The sequence below is a fragment of the Mycolicibacter senuensis genome, from assembly GCF_002101885.1.
GTDB lineage: Bacteria > Actinomycetota > Actinomycetes > Mycobacteriales > Mycobacteriaceae > Mycobacterium > Mycobacterium senuense.
The window spans coordinates 83,310-105,689 of the sequence record NZ_LQPS01000037.1 but is presented as its reverse complement, the minus strand read 5'-3'; the positions used below and the strand labels follow the sequence as shown (position 1 = coordinate 105,689).

The window sequence follows — 22,380 nt, the reverse complement described above, 5'->3', positions numbered from 1 at the left end:
TCAGGTCACCGCGCGCAGCGGGCGGCCGGACTTCTGCACGTCGGCCAGGGCGTCGGCCAGCGAGGACACCAGCGGAAGGCGGGACTGCGGGTCGCAGATCCGCAGCACGCTGGTCACCGCCGGGCTCGGTATCACCATCAGCTGGGTCTGCGCCGCGGCGCAGCGGGCGCTGACCGATTGCAGCGCCGTAAACCCGACCGTCCCAATGAATGTCAACTCCGCCAGGTCCAAGACCAGCCATTCGCAGCAGTCGGCGCAGCGCCTGGCGTAGTCGGCGAACGGTCCGGCGTTGGCGGCGTCGATCTCGCCGTCCGCGGCGACGACGGCTCCCGACCGGCCCCAGTGGATGGTGAAAATCGCGGTGTGGCTCCGCCAGGCCTGGGTGGCTTCTGTTGCGGGAGTGGCGAAGGCGGTATCGGTAATCCTGCTGGTTGTCATTTGTGGCTCCATCAGTCGACGAATCGTGCTGTTGGATCACGTCAGCGTAATCTCTTGACGAGCTGCTTAAACACGGTGACGTTCAATTGCGGCTGTGAACTCAACCGGAGGAACCAGACGTTACCGATGCCTGCTTCGATTGGCAAAGAGATGAGCGACAAATTCCGCAAAATCCCAGTGAAAGCTTAACTTTCAAATTGCGAGTAACGACGATCTCTCCGTCGTCCAGGCCGCCATCATGAGGTCCGCGAGCCTGTTCTCGACGACATCACGGGCCCGCATGCCGAAAACCACGTCGGCCTCCAGGTGCGGCGCGTGACGTATCAGGTCGCCGACCACGCCGGTTCGCACCACCTGCTCGTGTACCGCGTCGGCCTCGACATGCTCGGCGTAGAACCCCACGCACGCGTCCGGCGCGCCCATCCGCCGCAGCGCGGCCACCAGGCGGCTCGAGCCGGGCGGCGAGGTGATCTCGGTCGAGGCGAAGTGCCCGACGGCCGCCCCCCGCCAACGGCGGTGCAGCCCGAACAGCGACATCAGGTTGACCACCGCGAGCGACTCGGCGGGAACAACGTCGAGGTAGGCGAGGTAATCGGCGTCCAAACCGGCAGCGGTGAGCAGGTCGGCGAAGAGTTGCTGGTGCACGCGCGGCCCCCGGCCGGCGCCGTACTCGTCGAACTCGACCGCGACGAAGGAGGCCTTGGCCTGGCCGGTCAGGCGGGGGATCGCCCAGGCGTGCGGATCGCCCTCCTTGAGGTGATACAGCGACCGGTGCACGAAGTACTCCCGGGCCTGTTCCCAGGTGCCGTGATCGCGCAGGTACCACGATGGGCCGCTGCCGTGCACGGGTTCGGTTGCTGCAGCGGCCATTTCGTCGTTCGCGCTGGTGTCCTGAGGTATCGGTCCGGCGTCCCGGCGAACACTATCGAGGAATACGCGCTCCATCCGCGCCCGCAGTTCCAGTAAGGTGGCGTCCCATTCCCACCCCGGGTCCACACCGGCGAAGCCGCGGTAGTGCAACTCGTAGCAGACGTAGAGCGCCAGCTGCAGGTCCCGCCCGTAGGGGTCGGCGCCGGTGGTCGCGACGGCGACGCCGCCGGTCGCGCCCGAGGGTCGGCGCAGCAATCCGCAGACCGTGGCCGACAGCGGCCCGCACGCCACCGGCAGCTCGGGTTCGAGGGCGGGATCGGTGCGCTGCGGTGCGATAGTCACGCTCGCGGGTACCCCGGCCGGGGCCGCGACCAAACGGCACCGCGGCGCATCGACCCGTTTCGGGCGTGAGCCGGCGGGGGTACCCGGGGAACCATGACACGGTTCGGCTACACCCTGATGACCGAGCAGAGCGGTCCCAAAGACCTTGTCCGTTACGCCGTCGCCGCCGAAGAACGAGGCTTCGACTTCGAGGTCTGCAGCGACCACTTCTCGCCCTGGCTGGCGTCGCAGGGCCACGCCCCGAACGCCTGGGCGGTGTTGGGGGCGGTCGCGCAGGCCACCGAACAGGTCGGCCTGTGCTCGTATGTGACCTGCCCGACGATGCGCTACCACCCGGCGGTGGTGGCACAACAGGCCGCCACCGTGCAGATCCTGGCCGACGGCCGGTTCACGCTGGGGCTGGGCAGCGGGGAGAACCTCAACGAGCACATCGTCACCGGCGCCGGCTGGCCGAACGTCGGGCGCAGGCAGGCCATGCTCGGTGAGGCGATCAAGATCATTCGTGAGCTGCTGATGGGGGAGACGGTCAACCTGTCCGGCGAACACTTCCAGGTCGACCGGGCGCGGCTGTGGGATCTGCCGGAGATTCCCGTCGCGCTGGCCGTCGCGGTCTCCGGGGACAAGGGCGTCGACAGATTCGCCACCGCCGCCGACGATCTGATCGCGGTGGCGCCCGACGCGGACCTGGTCAGCGCCTGGCACACCGCACGGCAGGCCTCGGGGCTGGGCGGCGGCCGGGTCATCGGGCAGCTACCGGTGTGCTGGGACCCCGACCGCGACACCGCGGTGCAGCGCGCCCACCGGCAGTTCCGCTGGTTCGGCGGCGGCTGGCTGGTCAATTCCGAGTTGCCCACACCGGCCGCGTTCGCCGCCGCCACCCAGTTCGTCACGCCGCGGGACGTCGCCCACGCCATCCCGTGCGGCCCCGACCTGGATCCGATCGTCGAGGCGGTGGGCGCCTACCGCGATGCCGGTTTCACCGACATCGCGCTCATTCAGATCGGCGGGGAGTCGCAGGAGGCCTTCCTCAAGGAGGCCGCGGAACCGCTGCTGGCGGCGCTGCGCGACGCCGCGGCCTGAGCCGCCCCGGTTTCGGGACCGCCCGCGGCGGGTACCAGAGAGCCATGGACGAGACCGAACACCCGATCGATGAGGCCCGCACCACGCGGCCGCGGGCCGGAATGATGTTCAAGGATCGCCGTGAGGCCCCCGGCCTGGGGATGCTGCTGATGGCGGTGCTGGCTCTGGTGGGCTTCATGAGCGCTGCCGTGCAGCATCACACCGGCTGGTCGCTGGGGTTCGGAATCCTGGCCCTGGCGCTGGCCGTCGGAGGTGTGGCCTGGATATGGGTCGGGCGAAACCGTGCCCTCCGGTCAACCGGTACCGGTAATCACCGGCGTCAGACCTAGCGCGCCGGCGGCGAACCGGGACACCGCCCGAGCCCCGGTCAGCGCCGCCTCCTGATGGCCCGGCCGGCTGCGGGTGGCGATGTCACCCGAGGCCGGGTTCAGTGTCACCTCGGCCAGCAACTCCCCGGTGGTCGGCTCGCAGACCGCCCACAGATACCGGGTGCCATCGGCCCAGCCGGCCTCCGCGTCGGCGACGTAGTCCGGGTCGGACTCCCCGAGCTCGGCCAGTGTCGGACGGTCATCGACGCGATCGTCGGCCCGTGGCATCCGTAGATACCACGGGCCGGCGTTGATCTCGATCGGCTCGATGTCGGACTACTTGATCTCGCAGAGCACCGTGCCCTGGGTGATGGCAGCGCCGGCCTCGGCCGCCAGGCCGGTGATCACACCGTCCTTGTGCGCGGTCACCGGGTTCTCCATCTTCATCGCCTCCAGGACGACGACCAGGTCACCGGCGGCGACCTCCTGGCCCTCCTCGACGGCCACCTTCACCACGGTGCCCTGCATGGGCGCGGTCACCGCGTCCCCGGACGCCGCCGCCCCGCCCTGCGCACCGCGCTTGCGGGCCTTGGGCTTCTTGCGAACGGCTCCCGCGGCGCCACCCGCGCCGCCGCCACCGAGGGCCAGGTCACCGGGCAGCGACACCTCCAGGCGCCGGCCGCCGACCTCGACGACCACCTTCTGCCGCGGCTGAGCGTCTGCTTCCTCGTCGAGCGCTCCGCCGCCGGTGAACGGCTCGATGGTGTTCTCGAACTCGGTCTCGATCCAGCGGGTGTGCACCGTGAAGCCGTTCTCGTCGCCGACGAACGCCGGGTCGCGCACCACTACCCGGTCGAACGGGATGACCGTGGCCAGCCCCTCGACGTGGAACTCGTCCAGGGCACGCCGGGCGCGTTCCAGCGCCTCGGTGCGGGTCGCCCCGGTGACGATCAGCTTGGCCAGCATCGAGTCGAACTGGCCGCCGATCACCGAACCGGTCTCCACACCGGAGTCCATCCGGATGCCGGGGCCGGTCGGCGGGTCGAAGCGGGTGACCGGGCCGGGGGCGGGCAGGAAGCCGCGGCCGGCGTCCTCACCGTTGATCCGGAACTCGATGGAGTGCCCACGCGGCTCGGGGTCTTCGGTGATGTCGAGCTGCTCGCCGTTGGCGATGCGGAACTGCTCGCGCACCAGGTCGATGCCGGAGGTCTCCTCGGTGACCGGGTGCTCCACCTGCAGGCGGGTGTTGACCTCCAGGAAGGAGATCAGCCCGTCCTGGCCGACCAGGTACTCCACCGTGCCGGCACCGTAGTAGCCGGCCTCCTTGCAGATCCGCTTGGCGGACTCGTGGATCTCCTTGCGCTGCGCGTCGGTCAAAAACGGCGCCGGCGCTTCTTCCACCAGCTTCTGGAACCGGCGCTGCAGCGAGCAGTCCCGGGTGCCCGCGACGACGACGTTGCCGTGCTGGTCGGCGATGACCTGGGCCTCGACGTGGCGCGGCTTGTCCAGGTAACGCTCCACGAAGCACTCACCGCGGCCGAACGCGGCGACCGCCTCGCGAGTGGCCGACTCGAACAGCTCGGGGATCTCCTCGATGGTGCGGGCCACCTTCATGCCGCGACCCCCGCCGCCGAACGCGGCCTTGATCGCGACCGGCACGCCGTACTCCTTGGCGAAGGCCACCACCTCGTCGGCGTCCTTGACCGGGTCCGGGGTACCGGGCACCAGCGGCGCCTTGGCGCGAGCGGCGATGTGCCGCGCGGTGACCTTGTCCCCGAGGTCGCGGATCGACTGCGGGCTCGGCCCGATCCAGATCAGACCGGCGTCGAGCACGGCCTGCGCGAAATCGGCGTTCTCCGAAAGGAAGCCGTAGCCGGGGTGGATCGCGTTGGCGCCGGACTGCGCCGCGGCGTCCAGGATCTTCTCGAAGACCAGGTAGGACTCCGCCGAGGTCTGCCCGCCCAGGGCGAACGCCTCATCGGCGAGCCGCACGTGCGGTGCATCGGCATCGGGCTCGGCGTACACGGCCACGCTGAGCAATCCGGCGTCGCGCGCCGCGCGGATCACCCGGACTGCGATCTCCCCCCGGTTGGCGACGAGCACCTTGGAGATCTTCGAGCTGGCATGGTTCGCCACTGGCCCTCCTGATGGCATGTTTAAGAAATGTCTTTAAGAATGTAGTTCACAGCAGTGTAAGGCGCGACCGCCGAACCTGTTCCAGGTGCCCCTTACGCGGCTTGCAGTCGCCGCTTGATCCGGGTCAGCATCGCCGACATCCCACGCAGCCGTAACGGGCTGATCAGCGCGGCCAGCCCCAGACTCGAGGCGAAATCCTCCGGCACCGCCAGGATGACGTCGGCCGGCTGCCCGTCCAGGCCGGCGGCCCAGATCGAGGCGAACCCGCGCGTGGTCGGCGCCTCCGGAGGAGCGCTGAAATACAACCGCACCCGCTGCCGGTCGGCGGCATCGACATGCAGGAACAACGGCGACTGGCACTCCGGCACCGGCTCCATGGCGGATTCGACCAAGTCGTCGGGCAGTTCCGGGAGTTCGTCGGAGAACTCCAGCAGCAGCTTGAGTTTGTCCTGGCCTTCGACTTCGGCGAAGTCGGAAACCACCTGCGCCAATCCCTCCGGCAGGCTCATCAGGCCGGCACGGCTCCCGGTGCTTCACCGTCGACGATCGGCACCCGCACCGTGTTGCCCCACTCGGTCCAGGAGCCGTCGTAGTTGCGCACGCCCGCCATGCCCAGCAGGTAGGTCAGCACGAACCAGGTGTGGCTGGAACGCTCCCCGATGCGGCAGTAGGCCACCGGATTGTCGCCCGGCTTCAAGAAGCCGTAGAGCTGTTCCAACTCCTCGCGTTTGCGGAACCGGCCGGCGTCGTCGGCCGCCTTGCTCCACGGAATGGAGACCGCGGTGGGGATGTGGCCGCCGCGCAGCACCCCCTCCTCCGGGTAGTCCGGCATGTGGGTGCGCTCGCCGGTGTACTCCTGCGGCGAGCGGACGTCGATCAGCGGCGCCCGGCCGATGATCTCCAGCACGTCTTCCTTGTACGCCCGGATCGGGGCGTCGTTGCGCTCGACGACGGGGTAGCCCGTGGTGGTCTTGCTCGGCACCTCCAGGGTGGTCTCCCGGCCCGAGGACACCCACAGGTCGCGGCCGCCGTCGAGCAGCCGCACGTCCTCGTGGCCGAACAGGGTGAACACCCACAGTGCGTAGGCCGCCCACCAGTTGGACTTGTCGCCGTAGATCACCACGGTGTCGTCGCGGGAGATGCCCTTGCGGTTCATCAGGTCGGCGAACTGCTCGCCGGTGATGTAGTCGCGGACCGGCGCGTCGTTGAGGTCGGTGACCCAGTCGATCTTCACCGCACCGGGAATGTGGCCGACGTCGTAGAGCAGCACGTCCTCGTCGGACTCCACCACGACGAGACCGGGTTTACCGAGATTTCCCGCGAGCCAGTCGGCGGTCACCAACCGTTCCGGGTGAGCGTAGGACTGCAGGGCGGGGCTGGGGTCGGCAGGCACTGGCACGGTGTCGAGCCTACTCACCCGATCGCGCGCGTCGCGGCTAGACGGCACCAAACACTCAGCCGCACCTCATCGGCGAGGCGCAAGCGGCGAATACCCGGGGGTACACGGCGGGGTTGGGGCCGCAGCGGGCGGGTACCCCCTTTCCGACGGCTGACGCACACACCGGAGGAACGTTTCATGGCTGACAGCGAACAGGACTCGGCAACCGCAGACGTCGTCGACATCCTCACCACCGACCACAACGAGATGATCGACCTGCTGACCGAAATCGAGGGCACTGTCGACACCGACACCCAGCGCGACCTCGCCGACACCGTGACCGCCGAGGTGATGCGCCACTCGGTGGCCGAGGAGATGTTCGTCTACCCGGTCGTGGAGGACAAGCTGCCCGGCGGTGCCGACGATGTGAAGCACGACAAGGAAGAGCACGACGAGCTCGTGCAGCTCATGAAGAAGCTCGAGGATGTCTCCGCGTCGGATCCGGCGTTCCTGGACCTGGCTGGACAGCTGAAGTCACTGCTGCGTCATCACGCGAACGACGAGGAATCCGAGCAGTTTCCCAAACTGCGGGAACACCTCTCGGCCAAGGAACTCGTCGAGATGGGCGAAAAAGTCCAGACCGCCAAAAAGGTGGCGCCCACTCGCCCGCACCCGCAGGCACCGCATTCGGAGTTGTTCCACAAGACCCTCGGCGCGGGGGTGGGAATGGTCGACCGGATCCGCGACAAGCTGACGGGACGACAAACCGGCTGAGCGCCCGGATTCTCAACCGCCGAGGTTGCGGACGGCGGTATTCAGCGCCCGAGCTTGGTCGTCGAGTTCCCGGTCCGAAACCGCTTCGCCTCCGCCGGTGCGCTCGATGATCTCGTCGCGGGAAGCGACCCGTAATGCGCCGCGATACTTACCCGATGTCAGCTCGGCGGCGGGCACGATTTCCAGGCGGCCCTCGATCAATACCAGCACCGGGTCGTCGGCCTCGTTGGCGCCGAGCAGCCGGCGTACGTCGTCTGCGGAGATGTCCATCACCGACACTGACTTCCCCGTCGGCGCGTCGCCTACACCGGGTTGGCCGCCCACAATGCGGCGACGGACAGGCCGGCACCGGCCAGCAGCGAGCGCGTCAACGGCAGGCTGATCCCGATGACGCTGGATGGGTCGCCGTCGACGCCGTCGATGAACCAGCCGCCCAGGCCGTCCAGCGTGAATCCGCCGGCCACCCGCAGCGGCTCGCCGGTGGCCAGGTAGGCCTCCAAATCCTCTCCGGTGGGTGTCCCGAATCGGACCGTGGTGACCGCAGTCGCGGCCGCACGATGCCGAATCGCGTTGTCCTGCAGCCGGATCAGGCTATGGCCGGTGTGTAGCTGTCCGGTGCGCCCGGCCATCGACCGCCAACGGTGGCGGGCCTGGTCCACCGAAGCCGGCTTGCCGGCCAATTCGCCGTCGATGTAGAGCATCGAATCGCAGCCGATCACCACGCAATCCCGCGCGACGGACCGGTCCAGAACGGTCGCGACGTGTTCGGCCTTGACGCGCGCCAGGGTTCGCACGACGTCGGCAGGGCCGGTACCGGGATCCAGGCCCGCCAGCACGGCGTCCTCGTCCACTCCGGACACCACGACCAACGGGTCGACGCCGGATTGGCGCAGCACGCCCAGCCGCCCCGGTGAGGCCGATCCGAGGACGAGGCGCGTCACCGACGCATATGTGTGCGCTCAAGCAGCGTGATCCGCTGCCAGCTGAACAGCGGGTACCGCAGTTTGTCGACCGGGTGCCCCCACATGTTGCGCTCCGGCGGGCCGGTGTCGGCCGCGCCGCCGCCGGCAGTGCCCAGCACCGCGACCAGGGCTGCCACTTCCTCGTCGGAGGGGTTACCCCGCAGCACCGTGATGTGCGGCTCGTTGGTCGCTGGAGTCTCTTCGGCCGGTGTGGTCGCCTCGCCGCTCATCGGATCTCCGCTCACAGGGTCTCCGCTGCTCGCGTCACTTGCGTCATTCGCTGCGCTCACTCCGCTCGATCCGCTCACAGGGGAATGTTCCCGTGCTTCTTGGGCAGCGGCTGGACGATCTTGCGTTCCAGCAACCGCAGCGACGTCGCGATGTAGCCGCGGGTGTGCGACGGCGGGATCACCGCGTCGACGTAACCGCGCTCGGCGGCGACGTACGGGTTCACCAGGGTGTCCTCGTACTCCTGCTGCAGTTGTAGGCGCAGCGCATCGACATCCTGGCCGTTCTCGGCCGCTTCCTTCAGCTGCGAACGGTAGACGAATCCGACCGCCCCGGAGGCGCCCATGACCGCGATCTGGGCGGTCGGCCAGGCCACGTTGACGTCGGCGCCCATCTCCTTGGAGCCCATCACGCAGTATGCGCCGCCGTAGGCCTTGCGGGTGATGACGGTGATCTTGGCCACGGTGGCCTCACCGTAGGCGTAGAGCAGCTTGGCGCCGCGGCGGATGATGCCGTTGTACTCCTGCTCGGTGCCGGGCAGGAAGCCGGGCACATCCACCAGCATCACGATCGGAATGTTGAAGCAGTCGCAGGTCCGGATGAACCGGGCGGCCTTCTCCGAGGCGTTGATGTCCAGGCAGCCTGCGAACTGGGTGGGCTGGTTGGCCACGATCCCGACCGTGCGGCCCTCGACGCGGCCGAAGCCGACGACGATGTTCTGCGCGTAACCGGACTGCACCTCGAGGAACTCGTCGTCGTCGAGGATCCGGGTGATCACCTCGTGCATGTCGTACGGCTGGTTGGGCGAGTCCGGGATCAGCGTGTCGAGCTCGACGTCCTCGTCGGTGAGGTTGTCCTCGATCGCGCCGTCGGGGGGCGGCACCGCATAGCGCGGCGGGTCGGCGTAGTTGTTCGGCGGCAGGTAGCTGAGCAGGTCGCGGACGTACTCGAAGGCGTCCTGCTCACCGGAGGCGACGTAGTGCGCGGTGCCGGATTTGCCCATGTGGGTGTGGGCGCCACCCAACTCCTCCTGGGTGACATCCTCGCCGGTGACGGTCTTGATCACGTCGGGGCCGGTGATGAACATCTGGCTGGTCTGGTCGACCATCACGATGAAGTCGGTCAGGGCGGGGGAGTACACGTGGCCGCCGGCGGCGGCGCCCATGATCAGCGAGATCTGCGGGATCACCCCGGAGGCCCGGATGTTGTTGTGGAAGATCTTGCTGTACAGGCCCAGCGAGACCACGCCCTCCTGGATGCGGGCGCCGGCGCCGTCGTTGATACCGATCAGCGGCCGGCCGGTCTTCATGGCCAGCTCCTGGACCTTGACGATCTTCTCGCCGTAGACCTCACCGAGGCTGCCGCCGAAGACGGTGGCGTCCTGGGAGAAGATGCAGACCTCGCGGCCGTCGACGGTGCCGTAGCCGGTGACCACACCGTCGCCGAGCGGGCGCTTCCCGGCCAGGCCGAAGTTGGTGCTGCGGTGCTTGGCCAGCGCGTCGAGCTCGATGAACGACCCCTCGTCGAGCAGGGCGAGGATGCGCTCGCGGGCGGTCAGCTTGCCCTTGGCGTGCACCTTCTCCACCGCGGCCTCACCGACCGGATGCAGCGTCTGCTCGGCGCGACGCTTGAGGTCGGCGAGCTTGCCGGCGGTGGTGTGGATGTCGACGACGTGCTCGCCTTGGGCTTCTACGGCGGACTCCCCGGAGTGCTCAGAAACACTGGTCATAAGAAATGATCTTAATCGCGAGCTATCGGATCACCCGCGCGGACCCGGTAACGCCACCGCAGAGTGGGGCGCGGGCGGCCGCCGGGCCGGTTTACCGGTTCGGTGTCAACGGGTACGCGGCCAGCTATGAAGCCCAACGTCGCGATCACTCACCCAGACCGGGTGCTCTTCCCGGCGTCCGCCACCCACGAGGCGATCACCAAGGGCAACCTCATCGACTACTACGCCGAACTCGCGCCGGTGATGGTGCCGCATCTGGACGGCCGCCCGCTCACGCTGACCCGGTTCCCCGGCGGCATCGACGAGGAAGGGTTCATCCAGCAGAATTTCGCCGCCTCGTTGCCGGACTGGATGGACCGGGTCGAGGTCGCCCGGACGTCCGGCGAGGGAACCGTCGTGCATCCGGTGGTGTCGCGGAGGGAGGCGCTGGTGTGGGCGGCCAACCAGGACTGCATCACGCTGCACTCCTGGCTTTCCCGGCATCCGCAACTGGAGAACCCCGATCGGCTGGTGTTCGACCTGGATCCCGCCGACGATGACTTCGCGGTGGTCCGGGCCACCGCCCGGGCGGTCGCCGACGTCCTGCAGGACCTCGGAATGACGGCCTACGTGCAGACCACGGGTTCGCGGGGCCTGCACATCGTGGCACCGCTGCGCGGCGACGCCGATTTCGACACCGCCCGTGAGTTCGCCCGCACCATCGCCGGCCTCGTCGTCGACGACGACCCGCTGCACCGCACCCGCGAAGTCCGCAAGGCCGGCCGCGGCGGCAGGGTGTATGTGGACGTGATGCGAAACGCCTACGGCCAGACCGGCGTTGCGCCGTACGCGGTGCGGGCTCGCGCCGGTGCGCCGGTGGCGGTCCCGTTGGATTGGGACGAGCTCGACGTCCCCGGGATGCGCCCGGACGGATGGACCCTGCGTGACGTGCCCAAGCGGATGTGCGAACGCGGCGATCCGGGCGATCCGTGGGCCGACATGTACCGCCAGTCGTGTTCGCTGGCTCCGCTGCGGAATCGGTTGGCCAAGCTCGGCGCCTGAGTAGCACGGCCCTGAGTAGCACGGCCCTGAGTAGCACGGCCCTGAGTAGCCGGCGAGGCCTCAGGCCACCGCCGTACCGGGTTCGGGCGGTTCGGTGACGTCGGTGACCTGCTTGACGAAGTCGCCGATGTAACGGATCGCCCGCCGGCCCTCCGGCAGCACATCGGCGGCCAGCGGGAAATCGTGAATCTGGCCGTCCCACAGGTGCAGCTCGCACGGCACGCCGGCGGTGCCCAGCCGCTCCGCCATGACCTCGGCATCGGGCAGCAGCAGTTCGTCGGAGCTGGCGTGGATGGTGACCGGTGGCAGTGCCGACAGGTCGGCATCCACCGGGGACACGACTTGGGCGCGGCGGAGATAGCCGGTGAACGCCGGTAGCGCCCCGCACGGGAACATCGCGCACCGGTGTGCGTTGCGGTGCTGCATCTTCGCCGTCGGATCGGCGTCGGTGAACGGTGAAACCACGCCAATGCCAGCAGGTTTCGGCAGATCGGATTGCGCCGCGGCCAGGGCGGTCATAAAGGCCAGATAACCGCCGGCCGAGTCGCCGGCAACCACGATGCGTTCCGGGTCGTAGCCGCGCCGGAGCAGCCATCGCAAGCCGCTCAACCCGTCCTCGATCGCATCGGATATCCGGTGCGAGGGCAACATTCGGTAGTCGATGTTGAGCACACAGGCCCCGGCCGCCCGCGACAGCCGGACCACCAGCGCACGGTGGGTGTTGAGTCCACAGGTCAGGAACGCACCGCCGTGCAGGTAGAGGATCGCCCGCTGCGCTGAGGTCTGCTTGGCCTGAACACGTTCGGCGACACAAGAACCCAGGCGGAAGCGTTCGACCGTCACGGCCGGCCGGTAGGGCACCCAGCCGGCGAACCGGTCCACCGAGGCCAGCTGCCACGGCATGTCGGGCCGAATCGCCCATGCCCGCACCACATTCTTGACGACGAGCCTGCTGGCCAGCGACACCGCAACCGATTGTGCGCTGTGACGACGGTGAATTCGTCGCGTCAACCCCCCGGTGACCACCTCGATCACCCCTCCAACGGGCCGGATACCCCGCGGTCGGGCGTTTCAACCGGCGGCGCGGTGGCGCCGGCTCTAGGCTTGCGAAATGAATGTTTCGCCGCTCGACGCAACCGCGCTGCGCGACGGGCTCACCGGGTCCGGCCGGCCGTGGCGCGCGCTGGACGTGGTCGCCGAGACCGGTTCCACCAACGCCGATCTGTTGGCCCGCTCGGCCGCCGCTGAGGACATCGACGGTGCGGTGCTGCTGGCCGAACACCAGACGGCCGGGCGTGGGCGGCACGGCCGGAGCTGGGTGGCGCCGGCCGGCAGCCAATTGGCCCTGTCGGTGGGGGTCGCCGCCGACCGGGTGCCGGCATCGGGCTGGGGCTGGCTGACGCTGGCGACCGGCGTCGCGGTGGCCGACGCGCTCACCGAGGTCTCGGGCCTGCAGGTCGGTCTGAAGTGGCCCAACGACGTCATCGCGGGCGCAGACCAGCAAGGCAAACTGGCCGGGATCCTGGCCGAGGTGGCCGCCCCCAAACCGCTCGTCGTGGTCGGACTCGGCCTGAACGTCACCATGACCGCACAGCAGGCGCCGGATCCGCGGGCGGTCTCATTGGCCATGCTGGACGCCGCGGTGATCGACCGAAACGTCTGGGCCGACAAGATTCTCCGGAACCTGGCGGCCCGGATCGCGGCCTGGCGTGCGGCCGGCGGGGCGGACCGGGCGCTGGTGGCGGACTACCGACGGCACAGCTGCACGCTGGGCGCCCGGGTGCGCGCCGAGATGCCCGGCGGCCGGCGGGTCGAGGGCCTCGCCCGCTCCATCGACGACACCGGCCGGCTGGTCATCGACACCGGCGGTGACACGGTCACGGTGTCGGCCGGCGACGTCACCCGGCTGCGGCCGGACAGCTAGGACCGGCCATGGGTTACCCCGAGAGCGTGCTGGCCGACGACGAGCAGGTGGTGCTGCACCGGCACCCGCACGTCAAACGCCTGATCGGCCCGGTGCTGGCGCTGCTGCTGACCACCGCCTGCGCCGGCTTCGCATCCGGGTTCGTCAACCCGAGGGCCTGGGACCCCAACGCCAAGAACGTGGTGTTCGCGGTGATCTGGGTGATCTGGCTGGTGGTGGTCGGCTGGCTGGTGCTCTGGCCCTTCCTGAGCTGGCTGACCACACATTTCGTCGTCACCGACCGGCGGGTGATGTATCGGCACGGGTTGCTGACCCGCAGCGGCATCGACATCGCGCTGGCGCGGATCAACAGCGTGGAATTCGTCCACGGGCTCATCGACCGGATGCTGCGCACCGGGACACTGATCATCGAGTCGGCGTCACAAGAACCGCTGGAGTTCTACGACATCCCGCGCGTGGAACAGGTGCACGCGCTGCTCTATCACGAAGTCTTCGACAACCCGTCCGCTGCGCGTTGATGCCGGTCCGGGCGCCGGAACAGGGTCACCACGCCGGCGTGGCCGTCGTCTGAGGACCCGGCGGTGTCTTCCAAGTCTTCCAAGTCTTCCAGGGTGTCCTCGAGGGCCTCGACGAGTGCGCCGCCCTCGATGGAGGCGCTCAACGCGGCGTCCTCGGTGCGCGCGAACTCGTCGGGGAAGACCCAGCGGCGGAACGCCCAGAACCGGAACGCCATCTGCAGCAGGTTGCCGATGATGTAGGCCGAGATGAAGTCGGCGATGTTCTCGATGGTCAGCGACACCATCGGCGCCCGCAGTTGCAGCACATAGCTGGAGAACCACAACGGCGCCATCGACAGCGCTACGCCGACACCGCTGACCCCGAAGAACAGCAGCGCCTCGTGGTGGCGCTCCCGGCCGCCCCGGTCCTTGAAACTCCACTCCCGGTTGAGGATGTAGGAGGCGATCACCGCGACGATCCCGGAGATGACCTTGGCCGTGACCGGCTTGGGCGACAGGATGGTCAGCTTGAGCGTGTAGAACAGCGCCGAGTCGATGACGAATGTGGTCGCGCCGACAATGGCGAACTTGATCAACTCGTGGTGGCGCTCGGCCAGCGGCCGGATCACACTCGGCAACCGGGCGATCGTGGCGTCGGTAAAAGACACAAGTTGCCAGTGTACGGACTTTGCCGGATCCCTGCCTAATGACTGGATAACGCCGTAGCCGAGGCGGCGTGACACGATATTGCCCGTGCCCGTGCCCTCCACGCCCCTGGCTGCCACGCCGGCGCCCGCAAGCGGGCGGTGTCCCCAGGTCGCCATGGTCGGCGGCGGCCAGTTGGCCCGGATGACCCACCAGGCCGCGATCGCGCTCGGCCAGCGGCTGCGGGTGCTGGCCGCCGCGGCCGACGAACCGGCGGCTCAGGTCACCCCCGATGTGGTGATCGGTTCGCACACCGACCTCGACGACCTGCGCCGGGTCGCGTCGGGGGTCACCGTATTGACCTTCGATCACGAGCACGTCCCCGGCGAGCTGCTGGACAAGCTGGTCGCCGAGGGCGTCACCGTGGCGCCGCCGCCGGCCGCGTTGCGCCATGCCCAGGACAAGCTGGTGATGCGACGTAAGCTGGCGGCGCTGGAGGCGCCGGTGCCCCGGTTCGCCGCGATCGAGACCGCTGCTGACATGGCGGCCCTCGAGGAGTTCGCGGCGCTGACCGGTGGCCCGATGGTGGTGAAGGCGGCCCGGGGTGGCTACGACGGCCGGGGGGTCTCGATCGTCGACGACGTCGTCCGGGCGCGGGCCGCGGCCGCCGACTACCTGGCCTCCGGGGTGCCGGTGCTGGTCGAGGAGCGGGTCGCGATGCGCCGGGAGCTCTCCGCGCTGGTCGCCCGTTCGCCGTTCGGCCAGGGCGCGGCGTGGCCGGTGGTCCAGACGGTGCAGCAAGACGGGATCTGTGTGACGGTGATCGCGCCGGCCCCCGAGCTGTCCGCGGAGTCGGCGGCCGCCGCACAGCGACTGGCGCTGCGGCTGGCCGACGAGCTGGGCGTGGTCGGGGTGCTCGCCGTCGAACTGTTCGAGACGATGGACGGCGAGTTGCTGGTCAACGAGCTGGCGATGCGGCCGCACAACTCCGGGCACTGGACCATGGACGGCGCGGCCACCAGCCAGTTCGAGCAGCACCTGCGCGCCGTCCTGGACTATCCGCTCGGCGCCACCGCCCCGGTGGCCGCGGTGACCGTGATGGCCAACGTGCTCGGCGCCCCGCAACAGCCGGCGATGACGATGGACGAGCGATTGCACCACCTGTTCGCCCGCTATCCCGACGCGCGGGTGCACCTCTACGGCAAGGACGAGCGGCCGGGCCGCAAGATCGGGCACATCAACCTGCTCGGTGACGATGCGGCAGGTTGCGCGGAGCTGCGTGAACGGGCCGAAAACGCGGCACACTGGTTGTCGCACGCGGAATGGAGCGATGGATGGGACCCGCATGAGTGAACACAAGCCCGGTCCCCGGGTCGGTGTGATCATGGGCAGCGACAGCGACTGGCCGGTGATGCAGGACGCTGCCATGGCACTGGCCGAGTTCGACATCCCGTTCGAGGTCGGGGTGGTCTCGGCGCACCGCACCCCGCAACGGATGTTCGACTACGCCCGCGACGCCGCCGGCCGCGGTATCGAGGTGATCGTCGCCGGGGCGGGCGGGGCTGCGCACCTGCCCGGGATGGTGGCCTCGGCCACACCGCTGCCGGTGATCGGCGTCCCGGTTCCGCTGGCCCGGCTCGACGGGATGGATTCGTTGCTGTCGATCGTGCAGATGCCGGCCGGGGTGCCGGTGGCCACCGTTTCCATCGGCGGCGCACGCAACGCGGGTTTGCTGGCGGTGCGCATCCTGGCCTCCGCCGATCCGGCCCTGCGGGCCCGGATGGAGACCTTCCAACAGCAGTTGGCCGACACCGTGCTTGCGAAGGACGCCGCACTTCAAGGTAAAGTTACCGGCGAGTAGCTTAGGAGGCTGTGATGGCTGGGTGGGCCGGGAATCCCTCGTTCGACGTGTTCAAACTTCCCGAGGAGCATGACGAGCTGCGGGCCGCGATCCGCGCCTTGGCCGAGAAGGAGATCGCTCCGCACGCCAAGGATGTCGACGAGGCGGCCCGCTTCCCGGAAGAGGCCCTGGCGGCACTGAACGCCTCCGGGTTCAACGCCGTGCACGTGCCCGAGGAGTACGGCGGGCAGGGCGCGGACTCGGTGGCGGCCTGCATCGTGATCGAGGAAGTCGCCCGGGTCTGTGCATCGTCGTCGCTCATCCCGGCGGTCAACAAGCTGGGCACCATGGGGCTGATCCTGTCGGGCTCCGACGAGTTGAAGCAGCAGGTGCTGCCGGGCCTGGCCTCCGGCGAGGTGATGGCCTCCTATGCGCTGTCGGAGCGCGAAGCCGGCAGTGACGCCGCGGCGATGCGCACCCGCGCCAAGGCCGACGGCGACGACTGGATCCTCAACGGCTCGAAATGCTGGATCACCAACGGCGGCAAGTCCACCTGGTACACCGTGATGGCGGTGACCGACCCCGACCTGGACGCCAACGGCATCTCGGCATTCATGGTCCACCTCGACGACGAGGGTTTTTCCATCGGGCCCAAAGAGCACAAGCTCGGCATCAAGGGCTCGCCGACCACCGAGCTGTACTTCGAGAACTGCCGCATCCCCGGCGACCGGATCATCGGCGAGCCCGGCACCGGGTTCAAGACCGCACTGCGCACCCTGGACCACACCCGCCCGACCATCGGTGCCCAGGCCGTCGGCATCGCGCAGGGCGCCCTGGACGCGGCGATCGACTACACCAAGGACCGTAAGCAGTTCGGCAAGAACATCAGCTCCTTCCAGGGGGTGCAGTTCATGCTCGCCGACATGGCGATGAAGATCGAGGCGGCCCGGCTGATGGTCTACTCCGCCGCGGCCCGCGCCGAGCGCGGCGAGACCGAGCTGGGCTTCATCTCGGCGGCATCCAAGTGCTTCGCCTCCGACGTCGCCATGGAGGTCACCACCGACGCCGTGCAGCTGTTCGGCGGAGCCGGCTACACCACCGACTTCCCCGTCGAGCGAATGATGCGGGACGCCAAGATCACCCAGATCTACGAGGGCACCAACCAGATTCAGCGTGTCGTGATGAGCCGGCACCTGCTGCGTTAAATTGGCTCGATGACATCCCGGATCGATATCGCCCGCGCGGCGCGCCAGGCGTTCATCGACACGGTCGACGGGCTCACCGACGCGGAGTTCGACCACGGCGCCACCTTGTGCGCGGGCTGGTCGCCGCGCGACGTGCTGGCGCACCTGATCGGCACCGCCGAGGTCGGCCGGTACCTGCGGGCGCCGTGGCGGTTGCACACGATCAACGCCGAGATCGTGGCGGCCGGACGGCTTCGCGACCGCGACGAGATCATCGCCGCCGGCCGGCGCTGGGCGCAGGTTCCCGACCGGGCCATGGCCGGGTTCTTGCTGGGCGACGTGGCCATGCACCACCAGGACGTGCTGCGCGGGCTGGGGCGGTCCCGGGACATCCCGCCGGCCGAAGAGGCCGCGATCCTCACCGAGGGCGTGAGCCTGACCGCCCAGAAGCTGCAGCCGACGTTGCTGCGGTATCGGGTGGAGCCCACCAACGGGATCGGCCGTCCCCGGGGCCGCGGCACCGTGGTCCGCGGCACCGCCGAGGCGCTGGGGCTGTGGCTGGGCGGCAGAGACATACCCGACGTCGAGATCGGCTCCGTTCGCCCCGCTTAGGAGAGCACCATGCCAGGACTGCTGCCCGACGTCGACCCCGACGGGTTGCTGGAGTATTCGGTCGTCTACACCGACCGGGCGCTCAACCACATGTCGGCGCGTTTCCGCGACGTCATGACCGACATCTCGGCCATGCTGCGCGAGGTGTACCGCGCGGATGCGGCAATCCTGGTGCCCGGCAACGGAACCTGCGGCATGGAGGCGGTCGCGCGGCAGTTCGCCAACGGCGCCGACGTGCTGGTCGTGCGCAACGGGTTCTTCAGCTACCGGTGGAGTCAGATCCTGGAGACCACCCGCATCACCGACGGCGTCACGGTGCTCAACGCGCGCCCGGCGGGCGACGGCGACCAGGCCCCCTGGACGCCCGCCCCCGTCGAGGAGGTCGAGGAGGCGATCGCGCGCACCCGGCCGGCGGTGGTGTTCGTCCCGCACGTCGAGACCGCCAGCGGAATCCTGCTGCCCGACGACTACCTGGCGCGCGTCGGGGCGGCGACGACGGCGGTGGGCGGCCTGTTCGTACTGGATTGCATCGCCTCGGGTGCGGTCTGGGCCGACATGACCGCCCTCGGGGTCGACGTGTTGGTCACCGCGCCGCAGAAAGGCTGGAGTGCCGAACCCGGCTGCGCGATGATCGGGCTGTCCGGCCGGGCGCTCGATGCCCTGGAGCGCACCCGGAGCACCAGCTTCGCCCTGGATCTCAAGAAATGGCGCGAGATCATGGCGACCTACGAGAACGGTGGCCACGCCTATCACGCGACCATGCCGACCGGGGTCATCGGCCGGTTGCGCGACGCCATGGCCGAGACCCGCGACCGCGGCTTCGGTGACGTCCAGGACCAGCAGTTCGCCCTGGGGCGCAAGGTGCGAGCGCTGCTGGCCGAACGCGGCTTTCCCAGCGTGGCCGCACCGGGCTTCGAGGCCCCCGGGGTGGTGGTCAGCTACACCACCGACCCCGACATCCGCACCGGCAGAAAGTTTCTGGGCCAGGGGCTGCAGACGGCCGCCGGGGTGCCGCTGCAGTGTGGCGAACCGGCGACGTTCAGCACCTTCCGGGTCGGGTTGTTCGGTCTGGACAAGCTGGCCGACATCGAGGGGACGGTGGCGCGCCTCTGCTCCGCGATCGACCGGATCAGCTGAGCGCGGCATGACCGAAGCCGATCCGGCCCACGCGTCGAGCATCTACCTGGCCGCCGCCGAGGGCGGCACCGGTAAGGCCGTCATCGCCCTGGGGCTGCTGGATCTGTTGGCCGCCTCGTCGGCACGGGTCGGGGTGTTCCGCCCGATCGTCCGCTCGCTCGACGGGCCCGACGAGCAACTCGAGCTGCTACTGGCGCACGCCACCGCCACGATCGACGACGACGGCAGCTGTCGCGGGGTCACCTACCAGCAGGTCTATGCCGACCGGGAAGCCGCGCTGGGCGAGATCGTCACCCGGTTCCACGATGTCGCGCGCCGATGCGACACGGTGTTGGTGGTCGGCAGCGACTACAGCGACGTGGTCAACCCGAGCGAGTTGACCTTCAACGCCCGCATCGCGGTGAACCTCGGTGCGCCGCTGGTGCTGGCCATCAACGGTCACCACCGCGACGCGGCGGACATCGGTGAGATCACCGCGCGCTGCCTGGCCGAGGCGGCGGGCGTCCACGCGCGCCCGGCGGCGGTGATCGCCAACCGCTGCGACCCCGACCGGTTGACGGAGATCACCCAGGCGATCTCGGCGCAGCCGGCCGCCGCCGACATCCCGGCGTTCGCCGTTCCGGAGGTGGCGCTGCTGTCCGCGCCGACGATGGCCGAACTCTGCGCGGCGTTGGACGGCACCGTCTACAGCGGTGACCCGGAGCTGCTGCGCCGCGAGGCGCTGAGCGTCATGGTTGGCGGCATGACCGCCGAGAACATCCTGGAGCGGCTCACCGACGGCCAGGTGGTGATCGTGCCGGCCGACCGCTCCGACGTGCTACTGGCATTGGTGAACGCCCATGACGCGCAGGGGTTTCCGTCCCTGGCCGGGATCATTCTCAACGGCGGGCTGCTGCCGCACCCGGCGATCGACAAACTGGTCAAGGGGCTGCGCCCCACCCTGCCGCTGATCGCCACCGGCCACCGCACCTATGACACCGCCGAGCAGGTGTCGCACACCGGGTCCCGGATCACCGTCGATTCGCTGCGCAAGATCGACACCGCGCTGCAGGTGATGGCCGACCACGTCGACGGTGCCGTACTGGCCGAACGGATCCGGGTGCCGGACTCGACGGTGGTGACCCCGCAGATGTTCACCTACCGGCTGCTGGAACGGGCCCGGGCCGACCGTCGCCACATCGTGCTGCCGGAGGCCACCGATGACCGGATCCTGCTGGCGGCCGGCCGGTTGCTGTCCCGCGGCATCGTGGACCTGACGCTGCTCGGGGTGGAGGATGCGGTGCGCCGGCGCGGCGCCGAACTCGGCGTCGACCTGGCTGCGGCGCAGGTGGTCGATCCGGCCAGCAGCGGCCTGCTGGACTCGTTCGGTGCGGAATACACCCGGCTGCGCGCCCACAAGGGGATGACCGAGGACCGCGCCCGCGAGATCATGCGCGACATCTCCTATTTCGGCACCATGATGGTGCAACTCGGCATCGCCGACGGCATGGTGTCCGGTGCCGCTCACACCACCGCCCACACCATCCGGCCCGCGTTCGAGATCATCCGGACCGCGCCGGGAGTGTCGACGGTCTCCAGCGTGTTCCTGATGTGCCTGTCGGACCGGGTGCTGGCCTACGGCGACTGTGCGGTGGTGCCCGATCCGACCGTCGAGCAACTCGCCGACATCGCCATCTCGTCGGCGGCCACCGCCGCGGCGTTCGGTATCGAACCCCGGGTGGCGCTGCTGTCGTATTCCACCGGCGAATCCGGGGCCGGGGCCGGCGTCGACAAGGTACGTGCCGCAACGCAACTGGTGCACCAGCGACGCCCCGATCTGCTCGCCGACGGGCCGATCCAGTACGACGCCGCGGTCGACGAGGGGGTGGCGGCGGCCAAGCTGCCGGACTCGGTGGTGGCCGGGCGGGCCACCGTGCTGGTCTTCCCGGATCTCAACACCGGCAACAACACCTACAAGGCGGTGCAGCGCAGCGCCGGCGCGGTGGCGATCGGTCCGGTGCTGCAAGGCCTGGCGAAACCGGTCAACGACCTGTCCCGCGGCGCGCTGGTCGACGACATCGTCTACACCGTGGCGATCACCGCGATCCAGGCGCAGGAGGTGGCCCGGTGAACACGGTGCCGGCCGGGCTGGTGCTGGTGCTCAACTCCGGCTCGTCGTCGATCAAGTTCCAGCTGGTCGACCCGGTGGCCGGCACCGCGGTGATCTCCGGGCTGGTGGAGCAGATCGGCGAACCCGGAGGGGCGATCCCCGACCATGCCGCCGGCCTGCGCCGGATCCACCAGCGCCTCGCCGACTCGCACGTCGATCTCGCCGCGGTCCGGGCGGTCGGTCACCGGGTGGTGCACGGCGGCATGATGTTTCACTCGCCGACGCTGATCACCAACGCGGTGCTGGCAGAGATCGAACGGCTCGCCGAATTGGCGCCGCTGCACAACCCGCCCAACGCGATAGGCATCGAGGTGGCGCGCGCCGACTTCCCGGACGTGCCGCACGTGGCGGTCTTCGACACCGGCTTCTTCCACTGGCTGCCCGAGGACGCCGCCAGCTACGCGATCGACCGGGACGTGGCCATCGAATACGGCATCCGCCGCTACGGGTTCCACGGCACCTCCCATGAGTACGTCTCGCGCGAGGTGGCGGTGCTGCTGGGCGCCGACCTCACCGAGATCAACACCATCGTGCTGCACCTGGGCAACGGGGCGTCGGCGTCGGCGGTCCGCGGCGGAGTGGCGGTCGAGACCTCGATGGGACTCACCCCGCTGGAGGGCCTGGTGATGGGAACCCGTTGCGGCGACATCGATCCCGGGGTGCTGATGCACCTGCGGCGCACCGCGGGCATGGGGGTCGAACAGCTCGACGATCTGCTCAACCGGCGCTCCGGGCTGAAGGGACTGTGCGGCAGCAACGACTTCCGGGAGTTGTTGGAACGCGTCGCGGACGGCTCGGCGCCGGCGAAGCTGGCCTACGACGTCTACATCCACCGGCTGCGCAAATACATCGGCGCCTACCTGGCGGTGCTGGGCCGCGTCGACGCGATCGCCTTCACCGCCGGAGTGGGGGAGAACGTCGCCGCGGTCCGCGAGGACGCGCTGGCCGGCCTGGACGGCCTGGGCATCGTCATCGACCCGCAGCGCAATCGCGCCGGCTCCGGCGCCCGGATCATCTCCGCCGAGCACTCGCGCAGCACCGTGCTGGTGGTTCCCACCAACGAGGAGTTGGCGATCGCCCGGGCGGCCTGGCAGTTCGTGTGACCG

General features: G+C 69.3%; 25 protein-coding genes. 13 read left to right on the top strand and 12 right to left on the bottom strand.

The genetic code is table 11. From position 1 onward, the window contains the following. On the bottom strand, positions 1-438 hold the full coding sequence (locus AWC24_RS11840; RefSeq protein ID WP_234807339.1) for an STAS domain-containing protein: 438 nt from the start codon (positions 436-438) through the stop codon (positions 1-3). 192 nt (positions 439-630) lie between these two features. After that, a complete protein-coding gene (locus tag AWC24_RS11835) occupies positions 631-1,650 on the bottom strand; it encodes an iron-containing redox enzyme family protein (RefSeq protein ID WP_085085167.1) in 1,020 nt (339 codons plus the stop codon). 93 nt (positions 1,651-1,743) lie between these two features. On the opposite strand from AWC24_RS11835, the gene AWC24_RS11830 reads away from it, so the two are divergent. After that, a complete protein-coding gene (locus AWC24_RS11830; protein WP_085085130.1) occupies positions 1,744-2,730 on the top strand; it encodes a TIGR03557 family F420-dependent LLM class oxidoreductase in 987 nt (328 codons plus the stop codon). Between the two features lie 44 nt (positions 2,731-2,774). Next, a complete protein-coding gene (locus tag AWC24_RS11825) occupies positions 2,775-3,059 on the top strand; it encodes an MFS transporter (protein ID WP_085085128.1) in 285 nt (94 codons plus the stop codon). Here the strand turns inward: AWC24_RS11825 and AWC24_RS11820 are convergent. From AWC24_RS11820 to AWC24_RS11805, 4 genes are all read right to left on the bottom strand, one after another. Further along, a complete protein-coding gene (locus AWC24_RS11820; RefSeq protein WP_085085126.1) occupies positions 3,024-3,368 on the bottom strand; it encodes a hypothetical protein in 345 nt (114 codons plus the stop codon). The genes AWC24_RS11825 and AWC24_RS11820 overlap by 36 nt on opposite strands. 6 nt (positions 3,369-3,374) lie before the next feature. After that, a complete protein-coding gene (locus AWC24_RS11815) occupies positions 3,375-5,174 on the bottom strand; it encodes an acetyl/propionyl/methylcrotonyl-CoA carboxylase subunit alpha (protein ID WP_085085124.1) in 1,800 nt (599 codons plus the stop codon). 92 nt (positions 5,175-5,266) lie between these two features. Then, positions 5,267-5,683 carry a SufE family protein gene (locus AWC24_RS11810; RefSeq protein ID WP_085085123.1) on the bottom strand — a complete coding sequence of 139 codons (417 nt, stop codon included), beginning with the start codon at positions 5,681-5,683 and terminating at the stop codon, positions 5,267-5,269. Beyond that, a complete protein-coding gene (locus tag AWC24_RS11805) occupies positions 5,683-6,573 on the bottom strand; it encodes a sulfurtransferase (RefSeq protein ID WP_085085121.1) in 891 nt (296 codons plus the stop codon). Before AWC24_RS11805 ends, AWC24_RS11810 begins: the two co-directional genes overlap by 1 nt. A gap of 177 nt (positions 6,574-6,750) precedes the next feature. Here AWC24_RS11805 and AWC24_RS11800 point away from each other — a divergent pair, with 177 nt between their 5' ends. Continuing rightward, positions 6,751-7,326 carry a hemerythrin domain-containing protein gene (locus AWC24_RS11800; protein ID WP_085085119.1) on the top strand — a complete coding sequence of 192 codons (576 nt, stop codon included), beginning with the start codon at positions 6,751-6,753 and terminating at the stop codon, positions 7,324-7,326. A 12-nt stretch (positions 7,327-7,338) separates the two neighbouring features. Here AWC24_RS11800 and AWC24_RS11795 read toward each other — a convergent pair whose 3' ends face one another. From AWC24_RS11795 to AWC24_RS11780, 4 genes are all read right to left on the bottom strand, one after another. Beyond that, positions 7,339-7,596, bottom strand: coding sequence for a hypothetical protein (locus AWC24_RS11795; RefSeq protein WP_085085117.1), 258 nt, complete (start codon positions 7,594-7,596; stop codon positions 7,339-7,341). Positions 7,597-7,628: 32 nt separating this feature from the next. Further along, positions 7,629-8,267: a Maf family protein gene (locus AWC24_RS11790; RefSeq protein WP_085085115.1), complete on the bottom strand. Its 639-nt coding sequence runs from the start codon at positions 8,265-8,267 to the stop codon at positions 7,629-7,631. After that, positions 8,264-8,518 (bottom strand): acyl-CoA carboxylase subunit epsilon, encoded by a 255-nt coding sequence (locus tag AWC24_RS11785; protein ID WP_085085165.1) that lies wholly within the window; start codon positions 8,516-8,518, stop codon positions 8,264-8,266. The genes AWC24_RS11790 and AWC24_RS11785 overlap by 4 nt, the downstream gene beginning before the upstream one ends. Positions 8,519-8,592: 74 nt before the next feature. Next, positions 8,593-10,245, bottom strand: a complete 1,653-nt coding sequence (locus tag AWC24_RS11780) for an acyl-CoA carboxylase subunit beta (RefSeq protein WP_085085113.1) — start codon at positions 10,243-10,245, stop codon at positions 8,593-8,595. A gap of 126 nt (positions 10,246-10,371) precedes the next feature. Between AWC24_RS11780 and ligD the strand changes: the two genes are divergently transcribed. Beyond that, positions 10,372-11,286: a non-homologous end-joining DNA ligase gene (gene ligD / locus AWC24_RS11775; RefSeq protein WP_085085111.1), complete on the top strand. Its 915-nt coding sequence runs from the start codon at positions 10,372-10,374 to the stop codon at positions 11,284-11,286. Between the two features lie 60 nt (positions 11,287-11,346). Here ligD and AWC24_RS11770 read toward each other — a convergent pair whose 3' ends face one another. Then, complete coding sequence (locus AWC24_RS11770) at positions 11,347-12,252, bottom strand: alpha/beta hydrolase (protein ID WP_085085109.1); 906 nt, start codon at positions 12,250-12,252, stop codon at positions 11,347-11,349. A gap of 145 nt (positions 12,253-12,397) precedes the next feature. Between AWC24_RS11770 and AWC24_RS11765 the strand changes: the two genes are divergently transcribed. Further along, positions 12,398-13,210: a biotin--[acetyl-CoA-carboxylase] ligase gene (locus AWC24_RS11765; protein ID WP_085085107.1), complete on the top strand. Its 813-nt coding sequence runs from the start codon at positions 12,398-12,400 to the stop codon at positions 13,208-13,210. 8 nt (positions 13,211-13,218) lie between these two features. Continuing rightward, the gene (locus AWC24_RS11760) at positions 13,219-13,728 is read left to right on the top strand and encodes a PH domain-containing protein (protein ID WP_085085105.1); all 510 of its coding nucleotides are present in this window, start codon (positions 13,219-13,221) and stop codon (positions 13,726-13,728) included. Here the strand turns inward: AWC24_RS11760 and AWC24_RS11755 are convergent. Next, a complete protein-coding gene (locus AWC24_RS11755) occupies positions 13,692-14,375 on the bottom strand; it encodes a GtrA family protein (RefSeq protein WP_085085103.1) in 684 nt (227 codons plus the stop codon). The two genes, AWC24_RS11760 and AWC24_RS11755, sit on opposite strands and share 37 nt — an antisense overlap. Before the next feature lie 85 nt (positions 14,376-14,460). On the opposite strand from AWC24_RS11755, the gene AWC24_RS11750 reads away from it, so the two are divergent. From AWC24_RS11750 to AWC24_RS11720, 7 genes are read left to right on the top strand one after another with little or no spacing between them, the layout of a single operon-like run. After that, positions 14,461-15,705 (top strand): 5-(carboxyamino)imidazole ribonucleotide synthase, encoded by a 1,245-nt coding sequence (locus AWC24_RS11750; RefSeq protein ID WP_085085101.1) that lies wholly within the window; start codon positions 14,461-14,463, stop codon positions 15,703-15,705. Next, on the top strand, positions 15,698-16,213 hold the full coding sequence (purE, locus tag AWC24_RS11745; protein WP_085085099.1) for a 5-(carboxyamino)imidazole ribonucleotide mutase: 516 nt from the start codon (positions 15,698-15,700) through the stop codon (positions 16,211-16,213). Before AWC24_RS11750 ends, purE begins: the two co-directional genes overlap by 8 nt. A gap of 14 nt (positions 16,214-16,227) precedes the next feature. Beyond that, the gene (locus tag AWC24_RS11740; RefSeq protein WP_085085097.1) at positions 16,228-17,397 is read left to right on the top strand and encodes an acyl-CoA dehydrogenase; all 1,170 of its coding nucleotides are present in this window, start codon (positions 16,228-16,230) and stop codon (positions 17,395-17,397) included. Between the two features lie 9 nt (positions 17,398-17,406). Continuing rightward, the gene (locus AWC24_RS11735) at positions 17,407-17,988 is read left to right on the top strand and encodes a maleylpyruvate isomerase family mycothiol-dependent enzyme (RefSeq protein ID WP_085085095.1); all 582 of its coding nucleotides are present in this window, start codon (positions 17,407-17,409) and stop codon (positions 17,986-17,988) included. A 9-nt stretch (positions 17,989-17,997) separates the two neighbouring features. Further along, on the top strand, positions 17,998-19,125 hold the full coding sequence (locus tag AWC24_RS11730; RefSeq protein ID WP_085085093.1) for an aminotransferase class V-fold PLP-dependent enzyme: 1,128 nt from the start codon (positions 17,998-18,000) through the stop codon (positions 19,123-19,125). 7 nt (positions 19,126-19,132) lie between these two features. Then, entirely contained in the window at positions 19,133-21,235 is a 2,103-nt protein-coding gene (pta, locus tag AWC24_RS11725; protein ID WP_085085091.1) for a phosphate acetyltransferase, read from the top strand. Beyond that, a complete protein-coding gene (locus tag AWC24_RS11720) occupies positions 21,232-22,377 on the top strand; it encodes an acetate kinase (RefSeq protein WP_085085089.1) in 1,146 nt (381 codons plus the stop codon). Before pta ends, AWC24_RS11720 begins: the two co-directional genes overlap by 4 nt. Positions 22,378-22,380 lie beyond the last annotated feature (3 nt).